The organism is Aeromonas sp. DNP9 (genome assembly GCF_001728955.1).
GTDB classification, from domain to species: domain Bacteria; phylum Pseudomonadota; class Gammaproteobacteria; order Enterobacterales; family Aeromonadaceae; genus Aeromonas; species Aeromonas veronii.
Genome location: NZ_LYSQ01000017.1, coordinates 81,342 through 107,996, shown reverse-complemented (window position 1 = coordinate 107,996; position 26,655 = coordinate 81,342). Strand labels below are relative to the sequence as shown.

Annotated in this window: 23 protein-coding genes; 11 read left to right on the top strand and 12 right to left on the bottom strand. The window is 61.0% G+C overall.

The window, feature by feature from the left end; translation table 11 throughout:
- Nucleotides 1–18 precede the first annotated feature (18 nt).
- From A9G06_RS13240 to argS, 6 genes are all read right to left on the bottom strand, one after another.
- Nucleotides 19–660, bottom strand: coding sequence for a TetR/AcrR family transcriptional regulator (locus A9G06_RS13240; protein WP_005342550.1), 642 nt, complete (start codon nucleotides 658–660; stop codon nucleotides 19–21).
- A gap of 259 nt (nucleotides 661–919) precedes the next feature.
- Nucleotides 920–2,248, bottom strand: a complete 1,329-nt coding sequence (hslU, locus tag A9G06_RS13235; RefSeq protein WP_069555534.1) for an HslU--HslV peptidase ATPase subunit — start codon at nucleotides 2,246–2,248, stop codon at nucleotides 920–922.
- Between the two features lie 67 nt (nucleotides 2,249–2,315).
- On the bottom strand, nucleotides 2,316–2,849 hold the full coding sequence (gene hslV / locus A9G06_RS13230) for an ATP-dependent protease subunit HslV (protein WP_033115661.1): 534 nt from the start codon (nucleotides 2,847–2,849) through the stop codon (nucleotides 2,316–2,318).
- A 186-nt stretch (nucleotides 2,850–3,035) separates the two neighbouring features.
- On the bottom strand, nucleotides 3,036–3,230 hold the full coding sequence (locus tag A9G06_RS22560) for a DUF1737 domain-containing protein (RefSeq protein ID WP_083243790.1): 195 nt from the start codon (nucleotides 3,228–3,230) through the stop codon (nucleotides 3,036–3,038).
- A 29-nt stretch (nucleotides 3,231–3,259) separates the two neighbouring features.
- Nucleotides 3,260–4,099, bottom strand: coding sequence for an SPOR domain-containing protein (locus tag A9G06_RS13225; protein ID WP_069555533.1), 840 nt, complete (start codon nucleotides 4,097–4,099; stop codon nucleotides 3,260–3,262).
- Between the two features lie 3 nt (nucleotides 4,100–4,102).
- Nucleotides 4,103–5,848, bottom strand: a complete 1,746-nt coding sequence (gene argS / locus A9G06_RS13220; protein ID WP_069555532.1) for an arginine--tRNA ligase — start codon at nucleotides 5,846–5,848, stop codon at nucleotides 4,103–4,105.
- A gap of 299 nt (nucleotides 5,849–6,147) precedes the next feature.
- Between argS and A9G06_RS13215 the strand changes: the two genes are divergently transcribed.
- The 3 genes from A9G06_RS13215 (at nucleotide 6,148) to A9G06_RS13205 (ending at nucleotide 8,112) form a co-directional block, all read left to right on the top strand.
- Nucleotides 6,148–6,714, top strand: coding sequence for an LON peptidase substrate-binding domain-containing protein (locus A9G06_RS13215; protein ID WP_069555531.1), 567 nt, complete (start codon nucleotides 6,148–6,150; stop codon nucleotides 6,712–6,714).
- A gap of 140 nt (nucleotides 6,715–6,854) precedes the next feature.
- Entirely contained in the window at nucleotides 6,855–7,424 is a 570-nt protein-coding gene (locus A9G06_RS13210; protein ID WP_069555530.1) for a sigma-70 family RNA polymerase sigma factor, read from the top strand.
- Nucleotides 7,417–8,112: a ChrR family anti-sigma-E factor gene (locus A9G06_RS13205; protein ID WP_069555529.1), complete on the top strand. Its 696-nt coding sequence runs from the start codon at nucleotides 7,417–7,419 to the stop codon at nucleotides 8,110–8,112. The genes A9G06_RS13210 and A9G06_RS13205 overlap by 8 nt, the downstream gene beginning before the upstream one ends.
- 66 nt (nucleotides 8,113–8,178) lie before the next feature.
- On the opposite strand, the gene bacA is transcribed toward A9G06_RS13205, so the two are convergent.
- The 5 genes from bacA to galE all read right to left on the bottom strand — a co-directional run bounded on the left by bacA (nucleotide 8,179) and on the right by galE (nucleotide 13,373).
- Complete coding sequence (gene bacA, locus A9G06_RS13200; protein ID WP_069555528.1) at nucleotides 8,179–8,994, bottom strand: undecaprenyl-diphosphate phosphatase; 816 nt, start codon at nucleotides 8,992–8,994, stop codon at nucleotides 8,179–8,181.
- 115 nt (nucleotides 8,995–9,109) lie between these two features.
- A complete protein-coding gene (gene galM, locus A9G06_RS13195) occupies nucleotides 9,110–10,099 on the bottom strand; it encodes a galactose-1-epimerase (RefSeq protein ID WP_069555527.1) in 990 nt (329 codons plus the stop codon).
- Entirely contained in the window at nucleotides 10,096–11,244 is a 1,149-nt protein-coding gene (gene galK / locus A9G06_RS13190; protein ID WP_069555526.1) for a galactokinase, read from the bottom strand. The genes galM and galK overlap by 4 nt, the downstream gene beginning before the upstream one ends.
- On the bottom strand, nucleotides 11,241–12,299 hold the full coding sequence (locus A9G06_RS13185; RefSeq protein ID WP_069555525.1) for a UDP-glucose--hexose-1-phosphate uridylyltransferase: 1,059 nt from the start codon (nucleotides 12,297–12,299) through the stop codon (nucleotides 11,241–11,243). Before A9G06_RS13185 ends, galK begins: the two co-directional genes overlap by 4 nt.
- Before the next feature lie 60 nt (nucleotides 12,300–12,359).
- Nucleotides 12,360–13,373 (bottom strand): UDP-glucose 4-epimerase GalE, encoded by a 1,014-nt coding sequence (gene galE, locus A9G06_RS13180; RefSeq protein ID WP_069555524.1) that lies wholly within the window; start codon nucleotides 13,371–13,373, stop codon nucleotides 12,360–12,362.
- 203 nt (nucleotides 13,374–13,576) lie between these two features.
- Here galE and A9G06_RS13175 point away from each other — a divergent pair, with 203 nt between their 5' ends.
- The 6 genes from A9G06_RS13175 to A9G06_RS13150 all read left to right on the top strand — a co-directional run bounded on the left by A9G06_RS13175 (nucleotide 13,577) and on the right by A9G06_RS13150 (nucleotide 23,482).
- Nucleotides 13,577–14,584, top strand: a complete 1,008-nt coding sequence (locus tag A9G06_RS13175) for a substrate-binding domain-containing protein (RefSeq protein ID WP_069555523.1) — start codon at nucleotides 13,577–13,579, stop codon at nucleotides 14,582–14,584.
- Nucleotides 14,585–14,773: 189 nt separating this feature from the next.
- The gene (locus A9G06_RS13170) at nucleotides 14,774–17,833 is read left to right on the top strand and encodes a beta-galactosidase (RefSeq protein ID WP_069555522.1); all 3,060 of its coding nucleotides are present in this window, start codon (nucleotides 14,774–14,776) and stop codon (nucleotides 17,831–17,833) included.
- A gap of 276 nt (nucleotides 17,834–18,109) precedes the next feature.
- Nucleotides 18,110–19,096 carry a galactose/glucose ABC transporter substrate-binding protein MglB gene (mglB, locus tag A9G06_RS13165; protein WP_005340747.1) on the top strand — a complete coding sequence of 329 codons (987 nt, stop codon included), beginning with the start codon at nucleotides 18,110–18,112 and terminating at the stop codon, nucleotides 19,094–19,096.
- Nucleotides 19,097–19,149: 53 nt separating this feature from the next.
- Nucleotides 19,150–20,670, top strand: coding sequence for a galactose/methyl galactoside ABC transporter ATP-binding protein MglA (gene mglA, locus A9G06_RS13160; protein WP_041234376.1), 1,521 nt, complete (start codon nucleotides 19,150–19,152; stop codon nucleotides 20,668–20,670).
- 16 nt (nucleotides 20,671–20,686) lie between these two features.
- Nucleotides 20,687–21,697 (top strand): galactose/methyl galactoside ABC transporter permease MglC, encoded by a 1,011-nt coding sequence (mglC, locus tag A9G06_RS13155; protein ID WP_005342585.1) that lies wholly within the window; start codon nucleotides 20,687–20,689, stop codon nucleotides 21,695–21,697.
- 51 nt (nucleotides 21,698–21,748) lie between these two features.
- On the top strand, nucleotides 21,749–23,482 hold the full coding sequence (locus A9G06_RS13150; protein WP_069555521.1) for a methyl-accepting chemotaxis protein: 1,734 nt from the start codon (nucleotides 21,749–21,751) through the stop codon (nucleotides 23,480–23,482).
- A gap of 67 nt (nucleotides 23,483–23,549) precedes the next feature.
- Here A9G06_RS13150 and trmA read toward each other — a convergent pair whose 3' ends face one another.
- Complete coding sequence (trmA, locus tag A9G06_RS13145) at nucleotides 23,550–24,683, bottom strand: tRNA (uridine(54)-C5)-methyltransferase TrmA (RefSeq protein WP_069555520.1); 1,134 nt, start codon at nucleotides 24,681–24,683, stop codon at nucleotides 23,550–23,552.
- 170 nt (nucleotides 24,684–24,853) lie between these two features.
- Here trmA and A9G06_RS13140 point away from each other — a divergent pair, with 170 nt between their 5' ends.
- Both A9G06_RS13140 and A9G06_RS13135 read left to right on the top strand, forming a co-directional pair.
- Nucleotides 24,854–25,996 carry a DUF5610 domain-containing protein gene (locus A9G06_RS13140; RefSeq protein WP_069555519.1) on the top strand — a complete coding sequence of 381 codons (1,143 nt, stop codon included), beginning with the start codon at nucleotides 24,854–24,856 and terminating at the stop codon, nucleotides 25,994–25,996.
- Between the two features lie 90 nt (nucleotides 25,997–26,086).
- Entirely contained in the window at nucleotides 26,087–26,620 is a 534-nt protein-coding gene (locus A9G06_RS13135; RefSeq protein ID WP_069555518.1) for an ATP--cob(I)alamin adenosyltransferase, read from the top strand.
- The last annotated feature ends 35 nt before the right edge of the window (nucleotides 26,621–26,655 follow it).

The window sequence follows — 26,655 nt, the reverse complement described above, 5'->3', positions numbered from 1 at the left end:
CCATCGCGATGCGTTGTTTCATGCTGCTTCTCCTTCTTTCATGTCGGTGGGGCGCAGGCCGCGCAGGGCCCATACCAGCCGCTGTCTGGCGGCCTCGGGGTTGTCTATCTGGCTGAGAAAGGGGGCTGCCTGTTCGGGCAGCCAGCCGAGCTGACGACCGCTGCCGGCGATCACCAGCGGCAGGCCGACCGAGCCCATGATGAAGATCATCAGCTGGAGCGGGTGACCCGCGACCAGCGACCCTTCCGCCTGCGCCATCCGTACCTGCTCGATCAGCAACAGGGGATGACGGCGCGGCAGGCTGAGCAGAAAGCGCTGGGCCGCCCCTTCACCTGCCAGCGCATCGCCAAACAGGTGGTTGATAAAGCCGCGCTGGCGCGCCACCAGCCCGATCAGCGCCTCCATGGTGGCCTCGAACATGGCGATGGCAGAGGGGTAGGAGCCTTTGGCTGCCACCGCCTTGAGCTCGTCATAGAGGGGGGCATACCAGAGCTCGACCAGCTCGTCGATAAAGGCATCGCGGTTGCCGAAGTGGTAGACGAAGGAGCCGAGGTTCACCTCGGCCGCCGCCGCCAGCTCGCGCACCGTCAGGCCGCGTAGCCCCTTCTCGGTTGCGATGGCGAGGCCGGTATCGAGCAGTTTCTGCCGGGTTGGATTCATCTTTCTGGTTCCTGCTGCACAGATTTTGATCTGATTTATACGTATGTATAAATAGGCCGCCGAGAATAGGAAAGATCTTTTTTTGAGCAGATTTCAGCGGGGATGAAAAAACGGCGGGCGTTGGCAAGGGGAAATTTGGAAACGGCTTGGGATTGAACGGGTTGCCGCAGGTGTGGGCCAGAATCCGGGCAGATGACGGAGGTGATGGAGAAATAAAAACGCCTCCGCGAAGGGAGGCGTTTTATCGGGAGGGGCGCGCTTACAGAATAAAGCGGCTCAGATCCTCGTCTTCAATCAGCTTGCCGAGGTGGGCGTTGACGTAGTCGGTGTTGATGACGAAGGTCTCGCCGGATTTCTCGGAGGCGTCGTAGGAGATATCTTCCATCAGGCGTTCCATCACGGTGTGCAGACGGCGGGCACCTATGTTCTCGGTACGCTCGTTGACCTGCCACGCCGCTTCGGCCAGACGGCGGATGCCATCCTTGGTGAACTCGATATTGACCCCTTCGGTGGCCATCAGCGCCTTGTACTGATCGGTCAGGGAGGCGTTCGGTTCGGTCAGGATGCGCTCGAAGTCATCGGTGGTCAGCGCGGTCAGCTCGACCCGGATCGGCAGACGGCCCTGCAGCTCGGGGATGAGGTCGGACGGCTTGGCGATCTGGAAGGCGCCGGAGGCGACAAACAGGATGTGGTCGGTCTTGACCATGCCGTGCTTGGTGTTGACGGTGCAGCCCTCGACCAGCGGCAGCAGGTCGCGCTGAACCCCTTCACGGGAGACATCGGGGCCGGAGCTCTCGCCGCGCTTGCAGATCTTGTCGATCTCGTCGAGGAAGACGATGCCGTTGTTCTCGACAGCTGCGATCGCTTTCTGCTTCAGCTCTTCCGGATTGACCAGACGGGCCGCTTCCTCTTCGATCAGCGCCTTCATGGCCTCTTTGACCTTGATCTTGCGCTTCTTCTTCTGGTTCTGGCCCAGGTTCTGGAACAGCCCCTGCAGCTGGTTGGCCATCTCTTCCATGCCCGGCGGGGTCATGATTTCGACGCCCATCGGGGAGGCGGAGAGTTCCAGCTCGATCTCCTTGTCATCCAGCTGACCTTCCCGCAGTTTCTTGCGGAAGATCTGGCGGGTGTTGGAGTTGTCGGCTTTCTCTTCCTCACCCCAGGTGTTGCGCGGGTTGGGCAGCAGCGCATCGAGAATGCGCTCTTCGGCGGCTTCCTCGGCGCGGTATTTCATCTTCTCCATCTCGGTCTCGCGCACCAGCTTGATGGCGACATCGGTCAGATCGCGAATGATGCTGTCCACTTCCTTGCCGACATAGCCCACTTCGGTGAACTTGGTCGCTTCCACCTTGATGAAGGGGGCGTTGGCCAGTTTGGCCAGACGACGGGCGATCTCGGTTTTGCCGACACCGGTCGGGCCGATCATCAGGATGTTCTTCGGGGTCACTTCATGGCGCATCTCTTCGTTGAGCTGCATCCGGCGCCAGCGGTTGCGCAGGGCGACGGCCACCGCGCGCTTGGCATCGGCCTGACCAATGATGTGACGATCCAGTTCGTGGACGATTTCTCTCGGGGTCATCTCGGACATGATGGAGTTCCTGTATCAGGGGCGGGCAGTGCCCACCCCTTGGAGAATTGGTTGCTATGTAGCCAGCTTATTTGGCCGAATAGTCCAGCACTTCGACGGTGTGGTGCTGGTTGGTGAAGACGCAGATGTCGCCAGCGATCTTGAGCGCCTTCTCGACGATGCTCTTGGCATCCAGATCGGTGTTTTCCAGCAGGGCGATGGCCGCGGACTGGGCGAAGTTGCCGCCGCTGCCGATGGCGATGAGATCGTGCTCCGGCTGCACCACGTCACCGTTGCCGGTGATGATGAAAGATTTTTGCTCGTCGGCGACGGCCAGCAGTGCTTCGAGGCGGCGCAGGGCGCGATCGGTGCGCCAATCTTTGGCCAGCGCCACGGCGGCGCGCTCCAGATTACCCTGATGGGCCTGCAGTTTTGCTTCGAAACGCTCGAGCAGGGTGAAGGCGTCGGCTGTGCCACCGGCAAAACCTGCCAGCACCTTGCCGTTGTAGAGGCGATGAACCTTGCGGGCGTTGCCCTTCATGACGGTGTTGCCAAGAGAAACCTGGCCATCGCCACCGATGACGACCTGACCGTTGCGGCGAACTGAAACTATGGTAGTCACTTTACTTACCTCGCTTGAGCCGAATAACGGCCTGACTGTGCATGGCAAGAAAGATGGGGATGGCAAACGGGCTTTTCAACCCTGCCTTTGGTCGGGATAAACGGGGTAGCAAACAGCGTGGGTGCGAGTGACACCAAAAGAACAGGGCCGGGTGTTGCCACCCGGCCCTGCTGCAAACTATCCGCATTATTTTGTTTCAGACCAGACTACCGCTTGGCACACGATCACAGTTTGGCCATTGAACGTCGCCGAGGGAGAACCATACAGCGTGTAGCCTTGAGCTAGTGCCTCGCTGACACGAAAACAAAATGTCGCGTCATCAGGCCCAGTAATTAAGCGGTAAACCGGAAGGCCATTTGGTGGCTGTTTCGAATTTGTCATGCTCTGGTTCTCCTGCTGGTGACAGTATGCTAACCCTTCTTGGGAATGCAGCCGCTGATGCCGGAGCTCTGCAGCTTGCTGTTGGCCGCGTCGGCGGCCGCCTTGCCGTTGAAGGGGCCGACCATCACCTTGTAGACGGTGCCGTTGGCGCCATTGATCACCTGCAGGCTGGAAGAGAGGCCGGCGGTGAAGGCGATACGTGCCTTGAGCGACTCTGCGGAATCCTGCGAGCGCAGGGCGGCGCACTGCATCATATAGCGACCGCTGTCGGCGGCCTGGGCTGGCGGGGTGGCCGCTTTGGCCTTGGCCGCTTCGGCCCGCTCCCGCTCCAGCTCGGCACGGATCTCCCGCTCCATCCGCTCCCGTTCGGCCTTGCGGTCGATCACCTGCTCTTGCGCGCTGGCAACCGGTGCACCGGAGGTGGAAGGGGTGGTCGCCGGATTGGGCTGATAGGGCTTGGGCTGGCCGATGGGCGTTCCCGGTTGGGGAATGTCGGTCGGCACCGGCTGCGGCAGTTTTTCCGGCTGCAGGGTCATGGTATCTGCCGGCGGTGGCGGCAGCACACCCGGCTGGGTCGGCGGCTCTATGATATCGACCTGCTTGTTCTCAAGCCGTTCGATGTAGCTCCACTTCTCCTGAGGCAGCCCGTTATTCTGCGCTTTTGGCTTGTTGGCCTTTACCTGCTCCTCAATGGTGGGGGCGTCGTTGCCCTTGCCATTGATCATGTAAAGGAAGCCACCAAAGCCTGCCAGCAGTGCCACGACCAGCAGCACTGGAATAACAGGAAAGCGGCGAGGGGCCGCTTTCTTGGTATTGCGGCCACCCGCCCGACGTCGCGGGCGGCTGCCGACATAATCCCGGGTTGCCATCTATTACATGCGCTCCAGGGTATGGATGCCCAGTACGCCGAGGCCCAGTTTCAGCACCTTGGCGGTGGCGGCGCACAGCAGCAGACGGCTCTGACGGGTTGCCTCGTCCACGCCATCCTTGTTGATCGGGCAGGCTTCATAGAAGGTCATGAAGTTGCCGGACAACTCGTACAGGTAGGTACAGAGCAGGTGCGGCATGCCTTTGTCGGCCACGCCGTTGACCGCGTCGGAGAACTGGATCAGCTTCTGGGCCAGCACCTCTTCGGCCTCTTCGTTCAGGGTCACGTTGCCGGTCAGCGTCTCGGCATCGATGTTGGCCTTGCGGAAGATGGACTGGATACGGGTGTAGGCGTACTGCAGGTAAGGGGCAGTGTTGCCTTCAAACGACAGCATCAGATCCCAGTCGAAGATGTAGTCGGTAGTACGGTTCTTGGAGAGATCCGCATACTTGACCGCACCCATGGCGATGGCGTTGACCACGTTGGCCTTCTCTTCGGCAGAGAGGTCGCTGTTGCGGCTCTCCAGCAGGGCGGCGGCGCGCTCTTCCGCTTCGTTCAGCAGGTCAACCAGCTTGACGGTGCCACCGGAACGGGTCTTGTAGGGACGACCATCCTTGCCCAGCATCATGCCGAAGGCGTGGTGCTCGAGCGGCACGGATTCCGGCACATAACCCGCCTTGCGGGTGATGGTCCAGGCCTGCATCAGGTGCTGGTGCTGACGGGAGTCGATGAAGTACATGACACGATCGGCACCCAGGGTTTCATAACGGTATTTGGCACAGGCGATATCTGTGGTGGTGTAGAGGAAACCGCCATCGCTCTTCTGGATGATGACGCCCATGGCCTCGCCATCCTTGTTCTTGAACTCGTCCAGGAAGACCACGGTGGCGCCTTCGCTCTCGACCGCCAGCCCCTTGGCTTTCAGGTCGGCCACGATCTCCGGCAGCATGTCGTTGTACATGGACTCGCCCATGATGTCCTTGTTGGTCAGGGAGACATTCAGGCGGTCGTAGTTGATCTGGTTCTGTTCCATGGTCATGTCGACCAGCTTCTTCCACATGGTACGGCAGTACTCGTCGCCGCCCTGCAGCTTGACCACGTAGTTACGGGCGCGCTCGGCGAAGGCTTCGTCTTCGTCGTAGCAACGCTTGGCCTGGGTGTAGAAGGCTTCCAGATCCTTGAGTGCCATGTCGCTGGCATGCTCGTTGGACATCTTCTCCAGATAGGCGATCAGCATGCCGAACTGGGTACCCCAGTCACCGATGTGGTTGGCACGCACCACCTTGTGGCCGAGGAACTCCAGCGCACGGGCAGCCACGTCACCGAGTACGGTGGAGCGGATGTGGTGCACCGCCATCTCTTTGGCCACGTTGGGGGCGGAGTAGTCCACCACCACGGTTTGTGGCGCGGGCAACCGTACGTTGGCGTTGGCAGAGGTCACCATGGCCTCAACCTGACCGGCCAGCCAGCGCTGGTCGAAGAAGAAGTTGATGAAGCCGGGACCGGCGATCTCGACCTTGGCGATCAGGTCGGAGGCAGGCAGGTGCTCGATGATGGCAGCCGCCAGCTCACGGGGATTCTTGCGGGCCGGCTTGGCCAGCAGCATGGCCAGGTTGGTGGCCAGGTCACCGTGAGCTTTTTCCTTGCATCGGTCTACTTGCACGCGGGCTTCCAGGTCCGCCGGCAGGACGCCTGCTGACTTGAGATTGGCTACCGTTTGTTCAAGTAGATGATGAATATGCTCTTTCATAACTGACCACCAAGGTTGCGCGTCGAAAAATGACTGATATATAAGGGCGTGAATTTTACCCGCATCGGCTCGAGAAAACTATAGGGATGACCCGCCGCTCGCTGTCGGGCGGATATTTCACTGCGTTTGGCGCCATATTCCAGAATATTGGACGGAAATTACGGTGCTTATCCATTTCTACTGCATATCGAAGCGCCTTGTCCAGGCTATTTCCCCTGATTGTTAAGGGTTTTTCCCGACACTGATCTCCCGCTGGCTGTTGCACGTACCTAGAGTCGTAACCCGGCAAGGAGTTTGTGATGCGACTGGCACTGTTTCCCCTATTAGCCCACCTGTTGCCCGGCGGCATCATGCCGTTGCGGATCTTCGAGCCCAGATACCTGCGGATGGTGGCCGAAGCGGGGGAGGCGGGCTTTGCCCTCTGCATGGTGGATCCGCGCCAGCCCGACGCCCTGCGCAACATGCTGCCCATCGCCACCCGGGTCAAGGTCATCGACTTCGACCGGCTGCCGGACGGCATGCTGGGGATCACGGTGCAGGGGGTGGAGCGGGTGCAGATAGAGGATCTGTGGCAGGAGCAGGATGGCCTGCGCATCGGTGAGGTAACCTCGCTGCCGGCATGGCCACCCCGGCGGCTCCATCCCGATCAGCTGCCACTGGCTGATGCGCTGCGGGAGGTGTTTGCAGACTATCCCGACTATGCCGCCCTCTATCCCGCCCCCCGCTGGGACGATGGCAACTGGGTGGCCCAGCGCTGGCTGGAGGTGCTGCCGATCCCCCCCGAGCAGAAGCAGCTGCTGCTGGCCGCTGCCGACAATCAGCCTGCCATTGCACTGCTCAAGGGGGTGCTGGTGGCCAGCCACTGATTTTTTCTGACCCGCTGATCCGCCACTGCCACAGCGCCGTACAAGTCATCACCACAGCATGTTCGACAGCACACCAAAGGGATGGCGCAATGGCATATACTGGCCAACCACACTCGACCATACGCAGGACCTCGCCCGTGATGGATAACCCGGATGGCGACCTCAAATCTATGCTGATCAGGGTGGCAGAGCAGGCCGACAAGGCCGCTTTTGCCCGCCTGTTCCAACACTTTGCGCCGCGCATTCGCAGCTACGGCCTGCGCCACCTCGGCAGCGAAGCCAACGCCATGGAGCTGGTGCAGGAGACCATGCTGCTGGTGTGGCAGAAGGCGCGTCTCTACCACCCCGAGAAGGGGGCGCCGACCACCTGGATCTATACCGTGATGCGCAACCAGTGCTTCGACATGCTGCGCCGTCGTCGCGCCAGCAAGGAGGATCTCTGTGCCGAGGAGCTGTGGCCGGTGCTGGAGTTTCAGGCCGAAGAGGAGCATCTGAGCGGCGGTGAGGATGCGGTGCTGACCCGTCAGATGGCCCACTATCTGGGCACCCTGCCGGAGCCGCAACAGCAGGTGGTGCGTGGCATCTATCTGCAGGAGTTCTCCCAGCAGGAGCTGGCGGAGCGACTCGGCGTGCCGCTCGGTACCATCAAGTCCCGCCTCAGACTGGCGTTACAGAAACTGAAAGAGCAAGTGGAGCAAGGCCATGATTAAAGCCCATCCGACCGACCCTATGCTGCGCGCCTTCGCCGCCGACGAGCTCCCTCTGCCGCTGGCGGTGGGGCTCTCCGCTCACTGTGAACTCTGCCCCGATTGTGCTGCCCGACTGAAGACATTCGAAGAGGAGCTGGCGCAGCAATATCTTGCCTCGCCAGCAGAGCCCGAGCTGGCTCCCCGCGATGACGTGGCGATGGAGGCCGGGTTTGACGCCATGCTGGCGGATATTCTGGCCCAGCCGCTGGCAGAGCCCCTCTCCGAGCCAACACATGACCAGCCCCGAGCCCAGCCCGGCGAGCTGGAGGTAGCCGGTCACGCCTACCGTTTGCCACGGGTGCTGGCCCGCTATCGTTCGCCCAAGTGGCGCCATATCGGGGCCATTCGTCAGCAGAGTCTGCCGCTGGACGAGATGGGGGCGCGCGCCAGCCTGCTCCATATCGAAGCAGGCGGTCGCATCCCCGAGCACACCCATCAGGGCTATGAGCTGACCCTGCTGCTGGCTGGCAATATTCAGGATGGCGATACCCTTTACAAGGCGGGAGATTTCATCTGGCGCGATGCCAGCCACTCCCACAGTCCGCATACGCCGGACGGTTGCCTCTGCTACACGGTGCAGGATGCGCCGGTGCAGTTCACCAAGGGGTTGTCGCGGCTGCTGAATGGCATCAGCCAGCACCTCTACTGAGCACCATGACGCCATAGAAAAAGGGACCAAGTTGGTCCCTTTTGTCATTTCATTGCAGGCTACCGGTCAGGCGACAAACACCAGATAGACGGCGAATGCCACGATAAAGCGGTAGATGGCGAACGGGATAAAGTCGATGCGGCGGATCAATTTCAGGAAGGTCTTGATCGCAAACATGGCCACCACGAAGGCGGTGATAAAGCCCACTGCAAACATCGGGAAGTCGGCCATCGAGAGAAAATCGCGGCTCTTGTAGAGATCAAGCCCGCTGGCCGCCACCATCATGGGCACCGCCATGATGAAGGAGAACTCGGCGGCGGCGTGACGGCTGATCCCCATCAGCATGCCACCACTGATGGTGGCGCCGGAGCGGGAGAAGCCGGGCCACAGGGCCAGACACTGGAACAGGCCGATACCGAACGCCTGCTTGTAGCTGATGTCATCCAGGGTCTCGGCTGTGACGGCCGGGCGGAACTTCTCGGCGATGATCAGCAGGATGCCCCCCGCGACCAGTGCGTACATGACGGTCTGTGGACCAAACAGGTTGGCCTTGATCCAGCTGTGGATGGCCAGACCGACCACGATGGCGGGCAGCATGCCGAGGATGACGTGGATCAGCGACAGGGTGGCATGATCCTGAGAGGGCTTCTGGCCAAAGTGGATGCCAATCAGACCAAACAGGCGGCGCCAGAAGACGGCGACTACCGCGAGGATGGAGCCCAGCTGGATCACCACTTCGAAGGTGGCAGCCTTGGGTCCTTCAAAGCCCAGCAGATGGCCGACGATAATCATGTGGCCGGTGGAGGAGACGGGGAGGAACTCGGTCAGCCCCTCGACGACGCCCAGAATAAAGGCGACCAGCAGGCTATAAGTGTCAGTCATCGAACAAACAATCCTTAACTTCGTTGATGTAAAAACGCCCCGAAAGGGTCTCGGGGCGGCATATCTTGCTCGATTGTGACTGCTGAGGCTATGTAAAAATCATGAATTCTTTAAGTTAGTCGCGGATGAAGCGGTAGCGGGTCTGGTGGTGATAACGCTCGCCCGGCAACAGCCAGGGGTTGCCCAGCTCGGGGTGATTGGGGCTGTCCGGTAGCTGTTGCGCCTCAAGACAGAAGCCGTCGTGATCCCGGTGCGACAGGCCGCTGCGGTTCGGGGTATTGGCCAGCCAGTTGCCGGTGTAAAACTGCAGCGAGGGCTGGTTGGTGTAGACCTCCATCGCCAGCTGCTTGTCACCCGATACCACGCGAGCAGCCCACTCTTGCGCCGGGCCGTTGAGCACAAAGGCGTGGTCGTATCCCTTGGCCTGTTGCTGCTGGGGATGGCTCAGCCAATCCTGGCCAATCAGGTGCTCGCGGCGCAGATCGAATGGCCCCTCCACCGGAGTGATGGCGATCGGCAAACCGATCGGGTCGGTCGGCAGGAAGTGGTCGGCATTGATGCTGATGAGGTGGTCACGGACATCTCCGCCATCGGTTTGCCCATCGAGATTGAAGTAGGCGTGGCTGGTGAGGCTGACCGGCGTAGCGGCATCCGTGCTGGCGATGAAATCCACCACCAGATCGCTCTGCTCAAGCCGGTACTCCAGGGTGACCCGCAGATTGCCGGGAAAGCCCTGATCCCCTGTCCGGGAGAGCAGCGCCAGCTTGACCCGATCTGCTTCCAGTTCCTTGATCTGCCACTGCTGGCGATGAAAGCCAGCCTGCCCGCCGTGCAGACAGTTGGGTGCCTGATTGGCATTCAGCGGCCAACGCTGGCCATCACGCACCAGCTCGGCACCACCGATGCGGTTGGCAAAACGCCCGGCCACCGCACCCAGCCACACCTGCTGGGTGGGATAGACGTCGTCGGCACAGCCCAGCAGCACTTCACGCCGTTTTCCCGCTACCGGCAGGGTGAGGGAGGTGAGGGTGGCGCCGAAGTCGAGGCCGCGCAGGCGCAGCCCCTCTTCATTTTCCAGCTCGAACGGGGTCATGGCGCTGCTCATAGCTTGCCTGCACCGGCGCTGGCGCGGCAGACGTAGCAGTCGGCCTTGAGGCCCGAGATGGCCGGATACTCTGCCTCGACGGCAGCGATCACCTCGGCCACCTTCTCCGGGCGCAGCAGGGCGACCACGCAGCCGCCGAAGCCGCCGCCAGTCATCCGCACGCCGCCATCGGTGCCGATCCTGGCCTTGATGATCTCCACCAGACCGTCGATGGCGGGCACTGTGATCTCGAAATCATCGCGCATGGCGGCGTGTGATTCGGCCATCAGCTCGCCGAGTCGGGTCAGGTCGTGGCTGGCCAGTGCATCGGCCGCCGCCAGGGTGCGGGCGTTTTCTCCTACGATGTGGCGGGCACGACGATAACAAGCATCATCCAGCCCGGCTCTGCCCGCTTCCAGTCCGGCCAGATCGAGGTCGCGCAGCGCCTTGGCCCTGTAGTGACGGGCGGCCGCTTCGCACTGCTGACGGCGGGTGTTGTACTCGCTGTCCACCAGACCGCGACGCACATTGGAGTTGACGATCAGCACAGCCAGATCCGCCGGCATGGGGATGAGGCGGGTCTCCAGCGAGCGGCAGTCGAGCAGCAGGGCGTGGTCAGTTTTGCCGCTGGCGGAGATCATCTGATCCATGATGCCGCAGTTGCAGCCGACGAACTTGTTCTCCGCCTGCTGGCCGTTGAGGGCGATCTCGGCCTGGCTGATATCGAGCCCCAGCGCTTCTTTGAATGCCTGACCGATGGCTACTTCCAGCGAGGCGGAGGAGGAGAGCCCCGCCCCCTGCGGCACATTGCCGGATACCACCAGATCGAGGCCGCGCAGGGCATAACCGCGCTCTTGCAGATATTTCACCACGCCGCGGATGTAGTCGCTCCAGCGTTGGCTGGGGTGGTGCTCGATGGGCTGGTCGAGGTCGAACTGGTCGCGCTGGTTGTCGTAGTCGGCGGCGATCACCTGCACTTGTCGGTCATCGCGCAGGCCGATGGCAACGCAGGTCTCGTAGTCGATGGCGCAGGGCAGCACGAAGCCGTCGTTGTAGTCGGTATGTTCACCGATGAGGTTGACGCGGCCGGGGGCGCGCACCAGCAGATCGGGCGCTTTGGCAAATTGCTCGGCAAAAACGGTGCTGACGCGTTGGCTGGGGGTCATAGGGCCTCCTCATTGGTGTGGCTGGTCTGGGTGTAGTGAACGGGGCTCAGGGCACGCAGCCGTTCGGCGGCCTGCTCGGGGGTAAGGTCGCGCTGGGTTTCGGCCAGCATCTCGAAGCCCACCATAAATTTGCGCACGGTGGCGGAACGCAGCAGTGGCGGATAGAAGTGGGCATGCAGTTGCCACGCCTCGGGGCACTCCGATTTGGGCGGCGCAAAGTGCCAGCCCATGGAGTAGGGGAAGCTGCACTCGAACAGGTTGTCGTAGCGGCTGGTGAGCTCCTTGAGCGCCACCGCCAGATCCTGTTGCTGGGCCTGGGTCAGATTGAGCATGGAGGGGACGTGCGCCTTGGGCAGCAGCAGGGTTTCGAACGGCCAGGCGGCCCAGAAGGGGACGACGGCAAGCCAGTGCTCGGTCTCTACCACGATGCGAGAGCGATCCGCCAGCTCCCGCTCCACATACTCCAGCAGCATGGGGCGGCCATGCTCTGCCAGCCAGTCGCGCTGGTGCTGCTCTTCGCGGGCGATCTCGTTGGGCAGGAAGTCGCTGCCCCAGATCTGGCCGTGGGGATGCGGGTTGGAGCAGCCCATGACTGCCCCTTTGTTTTCAAAGACCTGCACCCACTGCCACTGGGCCGACAGCTCGGCGACCTGATCCATCCAGGTGGTGATCACCCCTTCGATGGCGGGCAGCGGCAGCTCGGGCAGGGTCTTGCCGTGATCCGGCGAGAAGCAGATGACCCGGCTGGTGCCGCGGGCGGCCTCCAGCTTCAGCAGGGGATCGCTGGCGTTATCGGCGGCCGGGGTATCCTGCATCAGGGCGGCGAAGTCGTTGGTAAAAACGAAGGTGCCCTTGTAGTCGGGGTTGATGTCACCGGTGACCCGGGTGTTGCCCGCGCAGAGGAAGCAGTCGGGATCGTGGGTCTGTTTGGGGGCCTGACTCACCTTCTCCACCTGTCCCTGCCAGGGGCGTTTGGCCCGGTGGGGGGAGACCAGCACATACTGGCCGGTCAGCGGGTTGAAGCGGCGATGGGGATGATCGACGGGGTTGAACATCATCTCTCCTGAATAAGGTATTGAAAAATAGGGTCGTCTATTCACAGGGAGCAGGCAGACCTACTCCTCGTAACCGTTCGGATTGGCGGATTGCCAGCGCCAGCTGTCGGCGCACATGGCGTCGATGTTGCGGGTCGCCTGCCATCCCAGCTCGCGCTGCGCCTTGGCCGGATCGGCCCAGCAGGCGGCGATGTCGCCCGGGCGGCGCGGTTCGATGCGAAATGGCAGCGGCTTGCCACAGGCGGCAGAGAAAGCGGCGACCAGCTGCAACACGCTCTGGCCCTGACCGGTACCCAGGTTGTAGGTGTGCACACCGCCCTTGCCAGCGCAGTGTTGCAACGCCTTGACGTGCCCCTCGGCGAGATCCATCACGTGGATGTAGTCGCGTACGCCGGTGCCATCAACAGTTGGGTAATCGTTTCCAAAGACCGACAGGCAGTCGCGACGGCCGATGGCGACCTGAGTGATATAGGGCATCAGATTGTTTGGAATGCCTTGGGGATCTTCCCCCATGGTGCCCGACTCGTGGGCGCCGACCGGATTGAAGTAGCGCAGCAGGGCCATGCTCCAGTGCGGCTCGGCCAGCTGCAGGTCCTCGAGGATCTCCTCGATGATCAGCTTGGAGCGCCCGTAGGGGTTGGTGGCGCTGCGGGGGAAATCCTCGCGGATCGGCAGACTGGCGGGATCGCCGTAGACGGTCGCCGAGGAGCTGAACACCAGATTGTGCACCCCGGCCCGTTTCATCGCCTGCAGCAAGGTGAGGGTGCCACTCAGGTTGTTCTTGTAGTAATCCAGTGGGATGCGGGTCGACTCGCCGACCGCCTTGAGGGCGGCAAAGTGGATCACAGCATCGATCTGCTGTTCGGCGAAGATCCGGTCCAGCAGGGCGGCATCGCGAATATCCCCTTGATAGAACACGGGTTGCTGGCCGCTGATAGCTGCGACTCGAGTCAACACGCTGCGCTTGCTGTTGCAGAGGTTGTCCACCACGACCGGGGTCATGCCTGCGGCTTGCAGGGCCAGAGAGGTGTGGCTGCCGATATATCCGCAGCCGCCGGTGACCAGAACCTTCATCTTGCTCTCCACTGAAAATGACGCTGCAAGCAGTCTAGCCGAGGGGTTGGCTTGCAAACTGTGAACTTGCTTGCAAAACAGTGTAAACGATTACACTGTTTTTGTGATCGCTTCTCTGGCAGATCGTGCGTTATCCCCTGTTTTCAATGGGGTTGGTCGGTATAATGGTCCATCTGTCGCAGAGTGAAATAAGTGAAAACAGCATGAGTACCATCAAGGATGTCGCCCGTTTGGCCAATGTATCGGTGGCAACGGTTTCACGAGTGATGAACAACTCGCCCAAGGCCAGTGCCGCCTCCCGCGCTGCCGTCCAGAAGGCGATGGCGGAGCTGGGCTATACCCCTAACGCCAACGCGCGGGCGCTGGTCAGCCAGACCTGCGATACCATGGGCGTCGTGGTGGGTGACGTGGCAGATCCCTTCTTCGGGGCTCTGGTGAAGGGGGTCTCCGGCGTGGCCGTCGAGCAGAATCTCCACCTGTTGATGGGTAACGGTTTTCACAAGGCGCGCCAGGAGCGCGAGGCGATCGAGCTGCTGATCGGCAAGCGCTGCGAGGCGCTGGTGGTGCACAGCAAGGCGCTCAGCGACGAGGAGCTCTGCGACTACGCCATGCGGGTGCCCGGCATGGTGCTTATCAATCGCGATATTCCTGCCATCAAGGGGCGCTGCATCGCCCTCAACAACCGGCTGGGGGCCGCCACGGCAACCCGTCATCTGATCGAGCTGGGTCACCGCCACATCGCCTTTATCAGCTCGGATCACGCCATCGAGGATGCCACCTTGCGTCTGCAGGGGTATCAGGATGGACTGATGGAAGCCGGTCTGGCAGCCGATCCCGAGCTTATCGAGAGCGGCACGCCGAACGAGGAGGGGGGGGAGCGTGCCATGCTCAACCTGCTGGCCAAGGGGCTCAAGGTGACCGCCGTGGTGGCCTATAACGATGCCATGGCGGCGGGCGCCATCTCAGTGCTGGCGGACAACGGCCTGCGAGTGCCGGAGGAGGTTTCGGTGGTGGGCTTCGATGACATCATCTATGCCAGATATTTGCGCCCCAAGCTCTCCACCATGCGCTATCCCATCGAGTTGATGGCGGCCCAGGCGGCCAAGCTGGCCATTCAGCTGGCGGCGGGGGAGAGTGACGCGACCCAGAGCAGGATCTATACCCCCACCCTGATCAATCGCCACTCGGTGGCACCGGTTCGGGCCGGATAGCCCCCTTTTTCGGCCCTGTTCGGGGCCATTTCTTGCACAGTTATTGTTTTACCTATTTTTAATCATTTTTACTTCGCTTTACTTAACAAAATTAGTGTAATCGTTTACATCTGTGTGAGCGAGATCGCCGTTCCCTGCGTCATACTTCTCTAGACTGAATACGTTTTCCAATCAGCAGGGAGAGAGTGAATGCTCAGGGAGATAGTGGCGCGTCAGGATTGGCAGACTCAGGCTATTACGTCGGTAAACCGGCTGGCAGCCCATACCCCCATGTTCAGCTGGCGCAGCGAAGCGGATGCCAGGGGTGATCTGGCCTCTTCCTCCCGTCTCTTGCTCGATGGCGAGTGGCGCTTCTCCTTCTTTACCGCTCCCGAATTGGTGCCCGAGAGCTGGCTGGCGCAGGATCTGGTGGATGCTTGCCCCATTACAGTGCCGGGCAACTGGCAGCTGGATGCCGCCTATCCGGCCGCGCGGCCGCCCAGCGATGGCCCCATCTATACCAATATCAAGTACCCCTTTCCTTGCGATCCACCGCGAGTGCCGGCAGACAATCCTACTGGCTGCTACTCCCGCGAGTTCGAGCTGCCCGCCGACTGGCTGGCCAGCGGACAGAGCCGGATAATCTTCGACGGGGTGAGCAGTGCCTTCCACCTGTTCTGCAACGGCCGCTGGGTCGGTTACTCCCAGGACAGCCGCCTGCCCGCCGAATTCGATCTGACCCCATATCTGCAGAGCGGTCGCAACCGGCTGGCGGTGCTGGTGCTGCGCTGGTCCGACGGCTCCTATCTGGAAGATCAGGATATGTGGTGGCTGTCGGGGATCTTCCGCTCCGTCAACCTGCTGCACAAACCGTCCCGCCATCTGATGGATATCCGGGTCACCCCCGAGCTGGACGCCTGCTATCGGGATGGCCGTCTCAAGATTGCACTGCAGGTGGCCAATGGGGCAGGTCTGTCGGTAGAGGCCAATCTCTATGACGGCGTTGAGCGGGTTGCGACCCTGCGTCAGCCGATCGGCACCCAACCTATTGACGAAAAAGGGGCTTACGACGATCGCGCCGAGCTGTGGCTCGATGTGGCTGCGCCGCGCAAGTGGAGTGCCGAGACGCCCCATCTCTATCGTCTGACCCTGACCTTGCTGGACGAGCAGGGCCAGGCCATCGAGAGCGAAGCATGCGATGTGGGCTTTCGGGTGGTGGAGATCCGTGGCGGCCTGCTGCGGGTCAACGGTCAGCCGCTGCTTATTCGCGGTGCCAACCGTCATGAACACCATCCCGCCAAGGGTTATGCCATCGATCGCGCCACCATGGAGCGGGATCTGCTGCTGATGAAGCGGCACAATTTCAATGCGGTGCGTTGCTCCCACTATCCCAACCACCCCGATTTTTATCGTCTGTGCGATCGGTTCGGCCTCTATGTGGTGGACGAGGCGAATCTGGAGACCCACGGCATGACCCCCATGGGGCGGCTGGCGCGGGATCCCGCCTGGAGCAACGCCTTTCTGGAGCGGGCGACCCGCATGGTGGCGCGGGATTTCAACCACCCCTCCATCATCATCTGGTCGCTGGGCAACGAGTCGGGTTACGGCCCGGCCCACGATGCCATGTATGGCTGGATCAAGCGCAGCGACCCGAGCCGTCCGGTGCAGTACGAGGGGGGCGGGGCCGATACCCCGGCGACCGACATCATCTGCCCCATGTATGCCAGAACCCATCAGGATCAACCCTTCCCGGCGGTGCCCAAGTGGGCGCTGGCCAAGTGGATCGGCCTGCCCGGCGAGCACCGGCCGCTGATCCTCTGCGAATATGCCCATGCCATGGGCAACAGTCTGGGGGGCTATGCCCACTACTGGCAGGCGTTTCGCGATCATCCACGTCTGCAAGGCGGCTTTGTCTGGGATTGGGTCGATCAGGGGCTCGACAAATACACCGCCGATGGCCGCCACTACTGGGGCTATGGCGGCGATTTTGGCGATCTGCAAAATGACCGCCAGTTCTGCTGCAACGGTCTGCTGTTCCCGGATCGCACGCCCCATCCAGCCCTGTGCGAGGCGAAGCGTGCCCAGCAGCCGTTCCGCTTCACCCTGCTTGAGCACATCCCGCTGCGGGTGCGGATCGAGAGCGAATACCTGTTCCGGGAAACCGATAACGAGCGGCTGTGCTGGCAGCTGTGCGAGAACGGCCATGTGCAGCAGCAGGGGGAGATCTTCCTTGAGCTGGCGCCGCAAGGGGTGGTCGAGTTGACCCTGAGCGAGACGCTGCCCGCCTTTGCGGCAGGCTCACTGGCCTGGCTCGATCTGGCCATAGTGCAGCCGCAGGCCACCACCTGGTCGCAGGCGGATCACAAGGTCGCCCGTCAGCAGTTCACCCTGCCGACCCCCCTTGACCTGCCTGCTCCTGCCGCTGCCGCCACCCTGAGGGAGCAGCCGGATGGCTGGCGGATCACTGCCGCCAACAGCCAGTGGTGGCTCGACAAGCAGAGCGGTCGCATCACCAGTTGGCAAAAATCGGGGCAGGAGCAGCTGCTGGCACCGATCATGGATCACTTCTACCGCGCGCCGCTGGACAACGACATCGGCACCAGCGAAGCGGATCACTCCGACCCTGGCTCCTGGATTGCCCGCTGGCAGGGCTGTGGTCTCGGTCAGTGGCAACACCGCTGTTTGGGGATCACTGTCGCCGGAGCGGATATCCGGGTCAGCCACGGTTACTTCCACCACGATGAGCTGCTGCTGGTGAGTCACTGGCATCACTATTTTACCGACGACGGCGCCATGAATCTGGAGATTGAGACCGAGCTGGCGCAGGCGTTGCCTTCGCTGCCACGGATCGGTCTGCTGCTCCATCTGGCCGAGGTACCGGCGCGAGCCGAATGGCTGGGTCGTGGCCCGCACGAGAACTATCCGGATCGCCTGCTGGGCGCCGATCTGGGGCGCTGGAGTTTGCCGCTGGAGGCCATGCACACCCCTTACATTTTCCCGAGTGACAACGGCTTGCGCTGTGATACCCGCCAGTTGCAGCTGGGTAGCACGACAGTAAACGGCTGCTTCCATTTCAGTGCCAGCCGCTTCAGTCAGCAACAGCTCGCCGCTGCTCGTCACCAGAGCGATCTGGTGGCCGAAGAGGGGCTGTGGGTTTGCCTCGATGGCGCCCATATGGGGGTGGGCGGGGATGACTCCTGGAGCCAGAGCGTGCGTCCCGAGTATCAACTGCTCGAGCGTCGTTACCGTTGGGGCTGCACTCTCCGTTAAGCCAGCTATGGAGGCGACTGTCGAGCCAGTGCGCCATTTTGACAACAGACCAGTAACGACTAGCCTCAATGCTGTGGGAAAGATTGAGTCTCAAGTCTGATTTTAATTTATATGTATTTGAAAAATAAAAACAAAGTTTCAATGTAACAGAGTGTAATCGTTTTCATTTTGTCGTCATGATCACAGAAGAAATGACAACAAACTGATTACATTGATTGGCGCTTGCTCAATTGCTCGCCACCCTACAACACAGATAGACACATCGGAGCACACATAATGAAAAAACTGACCACAGTTGCCGCCCTGCTGATGGGCATGATGGCTGGAGCCAATGCCCAGGCTGACACCCGTATCGGGGTAACCGTCTACAAGTACGACGACAACTTCATGGCGGTCGTGCGCAAGGCCATCGAGAAGGAGGCGGCAGCCACTCCGGGGGTGGAGCTGCTGATGAACGACTCCCAGAACGACCAGTCCAAGCAGAACGACCAGATCGACGTGCTGCTGGCCAAAGGGGTGAAGGCGCTGGCCATCAACCTGGTTGACCCCGCTGCGGCCCCGGTGGTGATTGAGAAAGCCCGTGGCGAAGATATCCCGGTGGTCTTCTACAACAAGGAGCCGAGCGCTACCGATCTGGCCAGCTACGACAAGGCCTACTACGTGGGCACCGACTCCAAGGAGTCAGGGATCATCCAGGGTCAGCTGATTGCCAAACACTGGAAAGCCCATCCGGAGTGGGATCTGAACAAGGATGGCGTGATCCAGTTCGTGCTGCTGAAAGGGGAGCCGGGCCACCCGGATGCTGAAGCGCGCACCTCCTACGTGGTCAAGACCCTGAACGATGGCGGCGTCAAGACTGAACAACTGCACATGGATACCGGTATGTGGGATACCGCCATGGCGAAAGACAAGATGGATGCCTGGATCTCCGGCCCCAACGCCAACAAGATCGAAGTGGTCATCGCCAACAACGACGGCATGGCAATGGGTGCAGTCGAGTCACTGAAAGCCCAGGGCAAGACTGCCATTCCGGTATTCGGCGTCGATGCGCTGCCGGAAGCGCTGGCCATGGTCAAGAGCGGTGCCATGGCAGGTACCGTGCTGAACGATGCGGCCAACCAGGCCAAAGCCACCTTCGAGCTGACCAAGAACCTGGCTGAAGGCAAACCGGCCGGTGAAGGCACCAAGTGGAATATCGTCGACAAGGTAGTACGTGTTGCCTACGTCGGTGTGGATAAAGACAACCTGTCCCAATTCGAGTAATTCCCTCCTCCAGGGCAAGGGAGATCCCCTTGCCCTTTTTTCAACCAGATGTGATGGCTGATATGACAACACAGCAACAATCAGAATGGCTGTTGGAGATGATTGACGTCAGTAAGAGCTTTCCCGGCGTCAAGGCACTCGATAATGTCAATTTACGGGTCCGTCCTCATTCTGTGCATGCGTTGATGGGCGAGAACGGAGCGGGAAAATCCACGCTGCTCAAGTGCCTGTTCGGCATTTACGAGAAGGATCAGGGCAAGATCTTCTTCAAGGGGCAGGAGATCAACTTCACCTCCTCCAAAGAGGCGCTGGAAAATGGCGTCTCCATGGTGCATCAGGAGCTCAACCTGGTGCTGCAGCGTACCGTGATGGACAACATGTGGCTCGGCCGCTACCCCACCAAGGGGTGGTTTATCGACCACGGCAAGATGTATGACGACACCAAGCGCATCTTCGATGAGCTGGATATCGACATCGACCCCAAGGTGAAGGTCGCGACCCTGTCGGTCTCCCAGATGCAGATGATCGAGATCGCCAAGGCGTTCTCCTACGACGCCAAGATCGTCATCATGGACGAACCCACCTCCTCCCTGACCGAGAAAGAGGTGAACCACCTCTTCAAGATCATCAACAAGTTGAAGGAGAAGGGGTGCGGCATCGTCTACATCTCTCACAAGATGGAGGAGATCTTCCAGCTCTGTGACGAGATCACCATATTGCGGGATGGCCAGTGGGTGGCAACCCAGCCGCTCAAGGGCATGACCATGGATCAGATCATCGGCATGATGGTCGGCCGTGAACTGACCCAGCGTTTCCCGGAAAAAACCAACCAGCCGAAAGAGGTGATCCTCGAGATCGAACACCTGACGGCGAAGAACCAGCCCTCCATTCAGGATGTGACCTTCAACCTGCACAAGGGGGAGATCCTCGGCATCGCCGGACTGGTGGGGGCCAAGCGCACCGATATCGTCGAGACCCTGTTCGGTATTCGCGATCGCAGCCAGGGCAGCATCAAGCTGCACGGCAAAGAGGTGGCCAACCACAACGCCCACGAAGCGATCCGCAACGGCTTTGCGCTGGTGACGGAAGAGCGCCGCTCCACCGGTATCTACTCCCGGCTCGATATCGCCTTCAACTCCCTGATCGCCAACATGGACAGCTACAAGGGCTCCATGGGGCTGCTTAGCGACAACAAGATGAAGAGCGATACCCAGTGGGTGATTGACTCCATGCGGGTCAAGACGCCGACCCAGCAGACCCAGATCGGTTCCCTCTCCGGGGGCAACCAGCAGAAGGTGATCATCGGTCGCTGGCTGCTGACCCAGCCGGAGATCCTGATGCTCGACGAGCCCACCCGCGGCATCGACGTCGGGGCCAAGTTCGAGATCTACCAGCTCATCCTGGAGCTGGCGAAGAAGGACAAGGGGATCATCATCATCTCGTCAGAGATGCCGGAATTGCTGGGGATCACCGACCGCATCATGGTGATGAGCAATGGCCGGGTCGCCGGGATCGTCAATACCAAAGAAACTGACCAGAGCGAGATACTGCGCCTGGCATCTCTGTACCTCTAGAGACAGGAAGACATTTATGGAGTCGGCTAAAAATTTCAATCTGATGCAGGCGCTCAAGGAAAACGCCATCTATCTGGTGCTGCTGGTGCTGCTCATGGTCATCGTGATCCAGGAGCCCTCCTTCCTGAGCCTCACCAACTTCAGCAACATCCTGACCCAGTCCTCGGTGCGGGTCATCATCGCGCTGGGGGTGGCGGGCATCATCATCACCCAGGGGACGGATCTCTCGGCCGGTCGTCAGGTCGGTCTGGCGGCACTCATAGCAGCAACCATGTTGCAGGCGCTGACCAACGTCAACAAGGTGTTCCCGACGCTGGGCGAGGTGCCCATTCCGGCGGTGATCCTGCTGGTGTGTGTGGTGGGGGCGCTGATTGGTCTGGTCAACGGTCTCATTGTGGCCTACCTGAACGTTACCCCGTTCATTACCACCCTGGGCACCATGATCATCGTCTACGGTATCAACTCCCTCTACTTTGACTCGGTAGGGGCCTCGCCGGTGGCCGGGTTTGACCCTCGCTTCTCCAGCTTCGCGCAGGGCTTTATCCGGATAGGAGGATTCAAGCTCTCCTATCTTACCTTCTACGCGGCCATCGCCAGCGTCTTTGTCTGGGTGCTGTGGAACAAGACCCGCTTTGGCAAAAACATCTTCGCCATCGGTGGCAACCCCGAGGCGGCCAAGGTCTCCGGCGTCAACGTGGCGGTCAATCTGGTGATGATCTACGCGTTGGCAGGGGTCTTCTACGCCTTCGGCGGCATGCTGGAAGCGGGCCGTATCGGTAGCGCCACCAACAACCTCGGCTTCATGTACGAGCTGGATGCCATCGCCGCCTGCGTGGTGGGCGGGGTGTCGTTTGCCGGCGGGGTGGGAACGGTCGCGGGTGTGATTACCGGTGTACTTATCTTCACCCTGATCAACTATGGCTTGACCTATATCGGCGTCAGCCCTTACTGGCAGTTCATCATCAAGGGCGGCATCATCATTCTGGCGGTGGCATTGGATTCCATGAAGTACGCCAAGAAGAAATAACGATTGGCAGAGAGGGTTGGCGTTGTCAGCCCTCTCTTCTGGAGGGAACCCATGCCATTCAAGGTCAAGATTTACCTCTTGCTGCTACTGGCCATTCTGGTCACCATCGGCACTGCCGGGCTCAGCGTCAACCACTTCATCAGTGGCTACATTCGCACTCAGGCCACCCACAACATCAACGAACAGATCACCCTGGTCAAAGAGAAGCTGGCCAGCGACATCAATCAGAAAATCCTGTTGGCCGCCAACCTCAACTTCGGGGTGACCAACGTCAAGAAGACCCTGCAAGAGACCGGCTTTCACAACATCGTCAAGGTGATCGGCGACATGGCCTTCGACGTGAGCGGGGTCATCAACGACAACGCCAAGGTCGATGCCCTGCGCAAGCTGATCCCCGCCGCCAATAACCAGATCACTGTCAGCCCGCTGCAACAGGTGGATGGCAAGCCGGTCATCACCATTCTGGTGCCGCGCGGTGCCGATTCCGCCTATCTCTACTACCTCGACATGAGCGAGTTCAAAAGCCTGCTGGAGAAGATGAGTGGCGATGGCCGCTACTTCTCGTTGGCCGACAGTCAGGGCAGCAGCCTCTATGACAGCAAGCCGCAAGGGGAGAGTGAAGCGCGCCCCAACCAGCTGGATATTCGTGGCAGCAGCTGGACCCTGACCAGCTACATCGACCTCGATTACATCCGGGCCATGACCCGGGCCCTCAACGGCCAGATCATCATGGCGCTGTGCGGCGTGGCGATCGTGGTGATGGTGCTGGCGATGCTGGCGCTCAACGTGGCCTATCGCCCCATTCTCTCGTTGCGGGATCTGGTGCTGGAGCTCTCTCGCGGCAGCGGCGATCTCACCCGCCGACTGGCGGTGACCAGCAAGGATGACCTTGGCCAGATCTCGGCCGGTATCAACCGCTTTATCGAGCGGTTGCAGGAGATGATGAGGGAGGTGCGGCAGGCGAGCGGCCAGCTCAACAGCGGCATCGAGGGGTTGGCCAACCAGACCGGCGCCGCCCAGTCCCTGCTGGCGGACCACGTGCGCGAGACCGAGCAGGTGGTGACCGCCATCAACGAGATGAGCCGCACCGCGGTCTCCGTCTCCGAGAGTGCGGCCAGCACCGCCCAGCTCACCGGCCAGAGCCAGCAGCTGGCGAGCCAGTCCCGTCAGGTGGTGGATCAGGCGATGGCCAGCGTGATGGCGCTGGTGGACGAAGTGGAAGCCACTGCCCGCTCCATCGAAGCGATGCAGCAGGATGTGCAGCAGATTGGCTCAGTGCTCGGGGTGATCGGCAGCATTGCCGAACAGACCAACCTGCTGGCCCTCAATGCCGCCATCGAGGCGGCCCGCGCCGGTGAACAGGGTCGTGGCTTTGCGGTGGTGGCAGACGAAGTGCGTTCCCTCGCGGCCCGCACCCAGCAGAGCACAGCCGAGATCCAGACCATGCTGGCCAGTCTGCAGCGGGGCACCCGAACTGTGGTGGATGCCATGGGCAATACCAAGCAGAGCTGTCAGGGGGCGGCCGAGAACACCACCAGGGTCAACGAGTCGCTGGATCTGATGGCCGGAGAAGTAGTGGAGATCAACGATCTCATCAGCCATATCGCCACGGCGGCGGAGCAGCAGAGCGCGGTGGCCGAAGAGATCAACCGCAACATGAGCGCCATCGCCGAAGTGATCCGCCAGCTGACCCACAATGGCGAAGCGACGGTCGCCAGCTCCGCGGCGATGCAGCAGACCTACGACCGGCTGCGGGAGATCGTGGGCCACTTCCGGCTGGAGTGAGGCCGGTGTTCAGTCAATAACAAAACAGGGCCATCCGGCCCTGTTTTTGTTTTCCCGTCTGCCTGAATCAACCGGCCTTGCGGCGCAGATAGACCCCGGCTTCCATGTGATGGGTCCAGGGGAACTGGTCGAACAGGGCGAAACGGGCGATTTCGTGGGTTTCGCCCAGCACGGCCATGTTGGCCTGCAGTGTCTCTGGGTTGCAGGAGATGTAGAGGATGTTGTCGTACTCCTGCACCAGCTTGACGGTGGCATCGTCGAGACCGGCGCGGGGCGGGTCGACGAAGATGGTGTTGCACTGGTAGCTCTTGAGGTCGACCCCCTTGAGGCGGTTGAACTCCCGCTCGCCACGCATCGCCATGGTGAACTCCTCGGCTGACATGCGCAGGATGATCAGGTTGTCGACGCCGTTGGCGGCGATGTTGAACTGGGCGGAGTCGACGCTCGGCTTGGCGATCTCGGTGGCCAGCACCTTGCGGAAGTTCTGCGCCAGCGCGATGGAGAAGTTGCCGTTGCCGCAATAGAGCTCCAGCAGGTCCCCTTCGCTCCCCTTGGTCACATCCAGCGCCCAGGCCAGCATCTGCTCGTTGATGGCGGCATTGGGCTGGGTGAAGCTGTTCTCCACCTGTTTGTAGGTGAGCTGGCGACCCGCCACGTTGAGCTGTTCGATGACGAAGTCATCCCCCAGACAGATCTTCTGCTTGTGGGCGCGGCCAATCAGCTGCAGCTCGAACCCCTTGGCGCGCAGATCGGCCTGCAGCGCTTCGGCGGCCTGCAGCCATTCGGCCTCCAGCTTGCGGTGATAGAGCAGGCTGACAATGATCTGGCCGGACTGGGTGGAGAGGTAGTCAATCTGGAACAGCTTGCGGCGCAGCACCGGGTGTGGGCGCAGCCCCTCCAGCAGCAACGGCATCAACTGGTTGATGAGGCGGCTGGCGGTAGGGAAGTGGTCTATCTTGATGATCTCTTTGGTCGCCGGGGCATACATGCAGTGGAAGAGGTCATCCCCTTCGTGCCAGATGCGAAATTCGGCGCGCATCCGGTAGTACTCCGCCGGCGAGCTGTGCACTTCCAGCGCCGGGAGGGTGAAGCCGGCAAACAGCTCGGTGAGGCGAGCCCGCTTTTCGTCGAGTTGGGCCTGATAGTCGGCCGCGGTTCTAGGCGCCGGAGCGTTCGCGGAAGGCTGTTGGGACTGGGTCATAAATACCTCACATGCACACCGGCCGGGCCGGGTCGAAATCGGGGGAAGGCAACAGGCCACCCAAAGGGGCCCGATTTTAAAAGCCAGCGGCAGATTGTCCAGTATTTTGTGGTCAAGAAGTGTTCAGTCAGGCCGATAGCTGATCTACAGGCATGGTGGGAGGACACATTATGCAGATCGAAGGCGTGGGCGCAGCCCAACCCAAGGGAGTGGGTGTTTCTCCCAAATCGCCCCAACAGGCGGAGCCGAAACAGGTCAAGAGCGAGGAAGAGGTCTCCTTGCACAAGCCGCCCAAGTGGGCGCAGGTGCTGATCCAGCAGGCGCTGCAGTTCTCGCTGGAGATCAACGGCCAGGGCTATCAGGCGCCAAAGGTGAAAGAGCCCGAGGAGATCACGCCGGAGACCCTGTTCGACTTCCAGTCGGTGGCGGACAACGTGCTGCAGTTTGTGACCGGGCGGCTTGGTGCCGCGCGGGCCGATGGCAAATCCGATGACGATCTGACCGGGATGATGGAGCAGGCCCGCAAGGGGGTCGACAAGGGTTTTGACGAGGCGAAGAAGCAGCTCGGTAAGTGGGCGACTGACAACGAGGATATCAAAACCGGTATCGATCAGAGCTACAAGCTGATCCAGAAGGGGCTCGAGGAGTTCGAGAAGGAGTTCTTCGGCAAGGTCTCCCCGACCGACATGGGGGCGGCCGAGATGGCCAGCCGCCAGCAGGGCTATCTGGAGATCCAGACCAAGGATGGCGACAAGGTGGTGCTGCGTTTCAACGACAGCTGGCAGACCAAGTCCCAGAAGGATGAGAGCGGTAGTCAGTTCAGCCTCAAATCGAGCCAGAGCTTCAGTTTCTCGCTGGAGGGGGATCTCAGCAGTGAGGAGATGGAGTCCATCGGCAAGCTGGTCAAGGGGATCGACGAGTTGGCGGGGAGCTTCTTCTCCGGCAACTTCGAGGATCTGCTGGACAAGGCGGGCGAGCTGAAACTGGATGACAGCCAGCTGGCTTCCTACTCCCTCAAGCTCAAGCAGAGCGTCAAGCTGAGCCAGACCTATCAGGGGGCGCACTCCCTGCAGGATCTGATCAAGCCGTTTGCAGACTACCTGCCCAAGCTGGATCAGGTGCAGAAACAGGCGGATACCCTGCTGCCACCATCCCAGCAACAGGCACTGACTCCGGCCGTTCTGGCCGCGAGAGGGGAAGAGGACCCGCTGCAGGTCGATCGCTTCACCAGCTTCAACCAGCGGATGCTGGAGGCGCTGCGGATGATCAACCAGTTCCAGCCGTCTACCGAGCCCGCTGGCAAGAGCGTCTGAGCCGCCAGCACGCAACCCAAGCCATAACCTGCCGTTTGCCAGCCCCTCCCGGGGCTGGCAAACTGGCCTTTTCTCCAATCCGGTTGCCCCATGAACCCCAAGAAGCCAAGAGACAAGCGCGAGCTCTGCTACCCCTTTATCTTCGAAACCTCGCTCAAATGTGATTTTGAAATCGCCACCGACGAGCTCTGCTGTCAGGTCGGGGCCGTGCTGTCACACCTTGCGCCGGATGCCGATACCGAGCCCATGTTGGCGGATCTCGTTGCGTTGCAGCGGCTTATCTACAACCTCAACGGCTCGGTACGCGGCAAGCTGGGGATCTTCGATGCAGATCTTGAGTGGCTCAAGGCCCGTTACGACCACTACAACGAGGCGAGTCGCGGCAGCGTCACCGGTTTTGTGCTGCCACAGGGGCCACAGCCCATCCCCACCCTCCATCTGTGCCGCTGTGGCAGCAAGAAGGTGGTGCGGCTGCTGGTCAGGCTGGAAGAGAGCGAGGTGGCCTTCGATCCCATTCTCTATCGCTTCGCCAACCTGCTGGCCAACTTCTTCTTCGTGCTCACCGTCTACCTCAAGCAGCGCTGGCAGGTGCCGGAAGTGCCCTACGTCAGCATCAACTACTGATGGCGGCTGGTTAGGGGCCAGACGTCATGGTGGAT

Excerpts from the sequence above, each read along its gene's own strand:
- galM (WP_069555527.1), bottom strand. The coding sequence starts at position 10,099 with ATGAGCAGCGCCATGACCCCGTTCGAGCTGGAAAATGAAGAGGGGCTG.
- trmA (WP_069555520.1), bottom strand. The coding sequence starts at position 24,683 with ATGACCCAGTCCCAACAGCCTTCCGCGAACGCTCCGGCGCCTAGAACC.
- A9G06_RS13135 (WP_069555518.1), top strand. The coding sequence starts at position 26,087 with ATGAACCCCAAGAAGCCAAGAGACAAGCGCGAGCTCTGCTACCCCTTT.
- galK (WP_069555526.1), bottom strand. The coding sequence starts at position 11,244 with ATGACCCCCAGCCAACGCGTCAGCACCGTTTTTGCCGAGCAATTTGCC.
- A9G06_RS13140 (WP_069555519.1), top strand. The coding sequence starts at position 24,854 with ATGCAGATCGAAGGCGTGGGCGCAGCCCAACCCAAGGGAGTGGGTGTT.
- A9G06_RS13150 (WP_069555521.1), top strand. The coding sequence starts at position 21,749 with ATGCCATTCAAGGTCAAGATTTACCTCTTGCTGCTACTGGCCATTCTG.
- A9G06_RS13185 (WP_069555525.1), bottom strand. The coding sequence starts at position 12,299 with ATGTTCAACCCCGTCGATCATCCCCATCGCCGCTTCAACCCGCTGACC.
- A9G06_RS13175 (WP_069555523.1), top strand. The coding sequence starts at position 13,577 with ATGAGTACCATCAAGGATGTCGCCCGTTTGGCCAATGTATCGGTGGCA.
- galE (WP_069555524.1), bottom strand. The coding sequence starts at position 13,373 with ATGAAGGTTCTGGTCACCGGCGGCTGCGGATATATCGGCAGCCACACC.
- mglC (WP_005342585.1), top strand. The coding sequence starts at position 20,687 with ATGGAGTCGGCTAAAAATTTCAATCTGATGCAGGCGCTCAAGGAAAAC.
- A9G06_RS13210 (WP_069555530.1), top strand. The coding sequence starts at position 6,855 with ATGGATAACCCGGATGGCGACCTCAAATCTATGCTGATCAGGGTGGCA.
- A9G06_RS13225 (WP_069555533.1), bottom strand. The coding sequence starts at position 4,099 with ATGGCAACCCGGGATTATGTCGGCAGCCGCCCGCGACGTCGGGCGGGT.
- A9G06_RS22560 (WP_083243790.1), bottom strand. The coding sequence starts at position 3,230 with ATGACAAATTCGAAACAGCCACCAAATGGCCTTCCGGTTTACCGCTTA.
- A9G06_RS13240 (WP_005342550.1), bottom strand. The coding sequence starts at position 660 with ATGAATCCAACCCGGCAGAAACTGCTCGATACCGGCCTCGCCATCGCA.
- A9G06_RS13215 (WP_069555531.1), top strand. The coding sequence starts at position 6,148 with ATGCGACTGGCACTGTTTCCCCTATTAGCCCACCTGTTGCCCGGCGGC.
- A9G06_RS13170 (WP_069555522.1), top strand. The coding sequence starts at position 14,774 with ATGCTCAGGGAGATAGTGGCGCGTCAGGATTGGCAGACTCAGGCTATT.
- bacA (WP_069555528.1), bottom strand. The coding sequence starts at position 8,994 with ATGACTGACACTTATAGCCTGCTGGTCGCCTTTATTCTGGGCGTCGTC.
- mglA (WP_041234376.1), top strand. The coding sequence starts at position 19,150 with ATGGCTGATATGACAACACAGCAACAATCAGAATGGCTGTTGGAGATG.
- mglB (WP_005340747.1), top strand. The coding sequence starts at position 18,110 with ATGAAAAAACTGACCACAGTTGCCGCCCTGCTGATGGGCATGATGGCT.
- hslU (WP_069555534.1), bottom strand. The coding sequence starts at position 2,248 with ATGTCCGAGATGACCCCGAGAGAAATCGTCCACGAACTGGATCGTCAC.
- argS (WP_069555532.1), bottom strand. The coding sequence starts at position 5,848 with ATGAAAGAGCATATTCATCATCTACTTGAACAAACGGTAGCCAATCTC.
- A9G06_RS13205 (WP_069555529.1), top strand. The coding sequence starts at position 7,417 with ATGATTAAAGCCCATCCGACCGACCCTATGCTGCGCGCCTTCGCCGCC.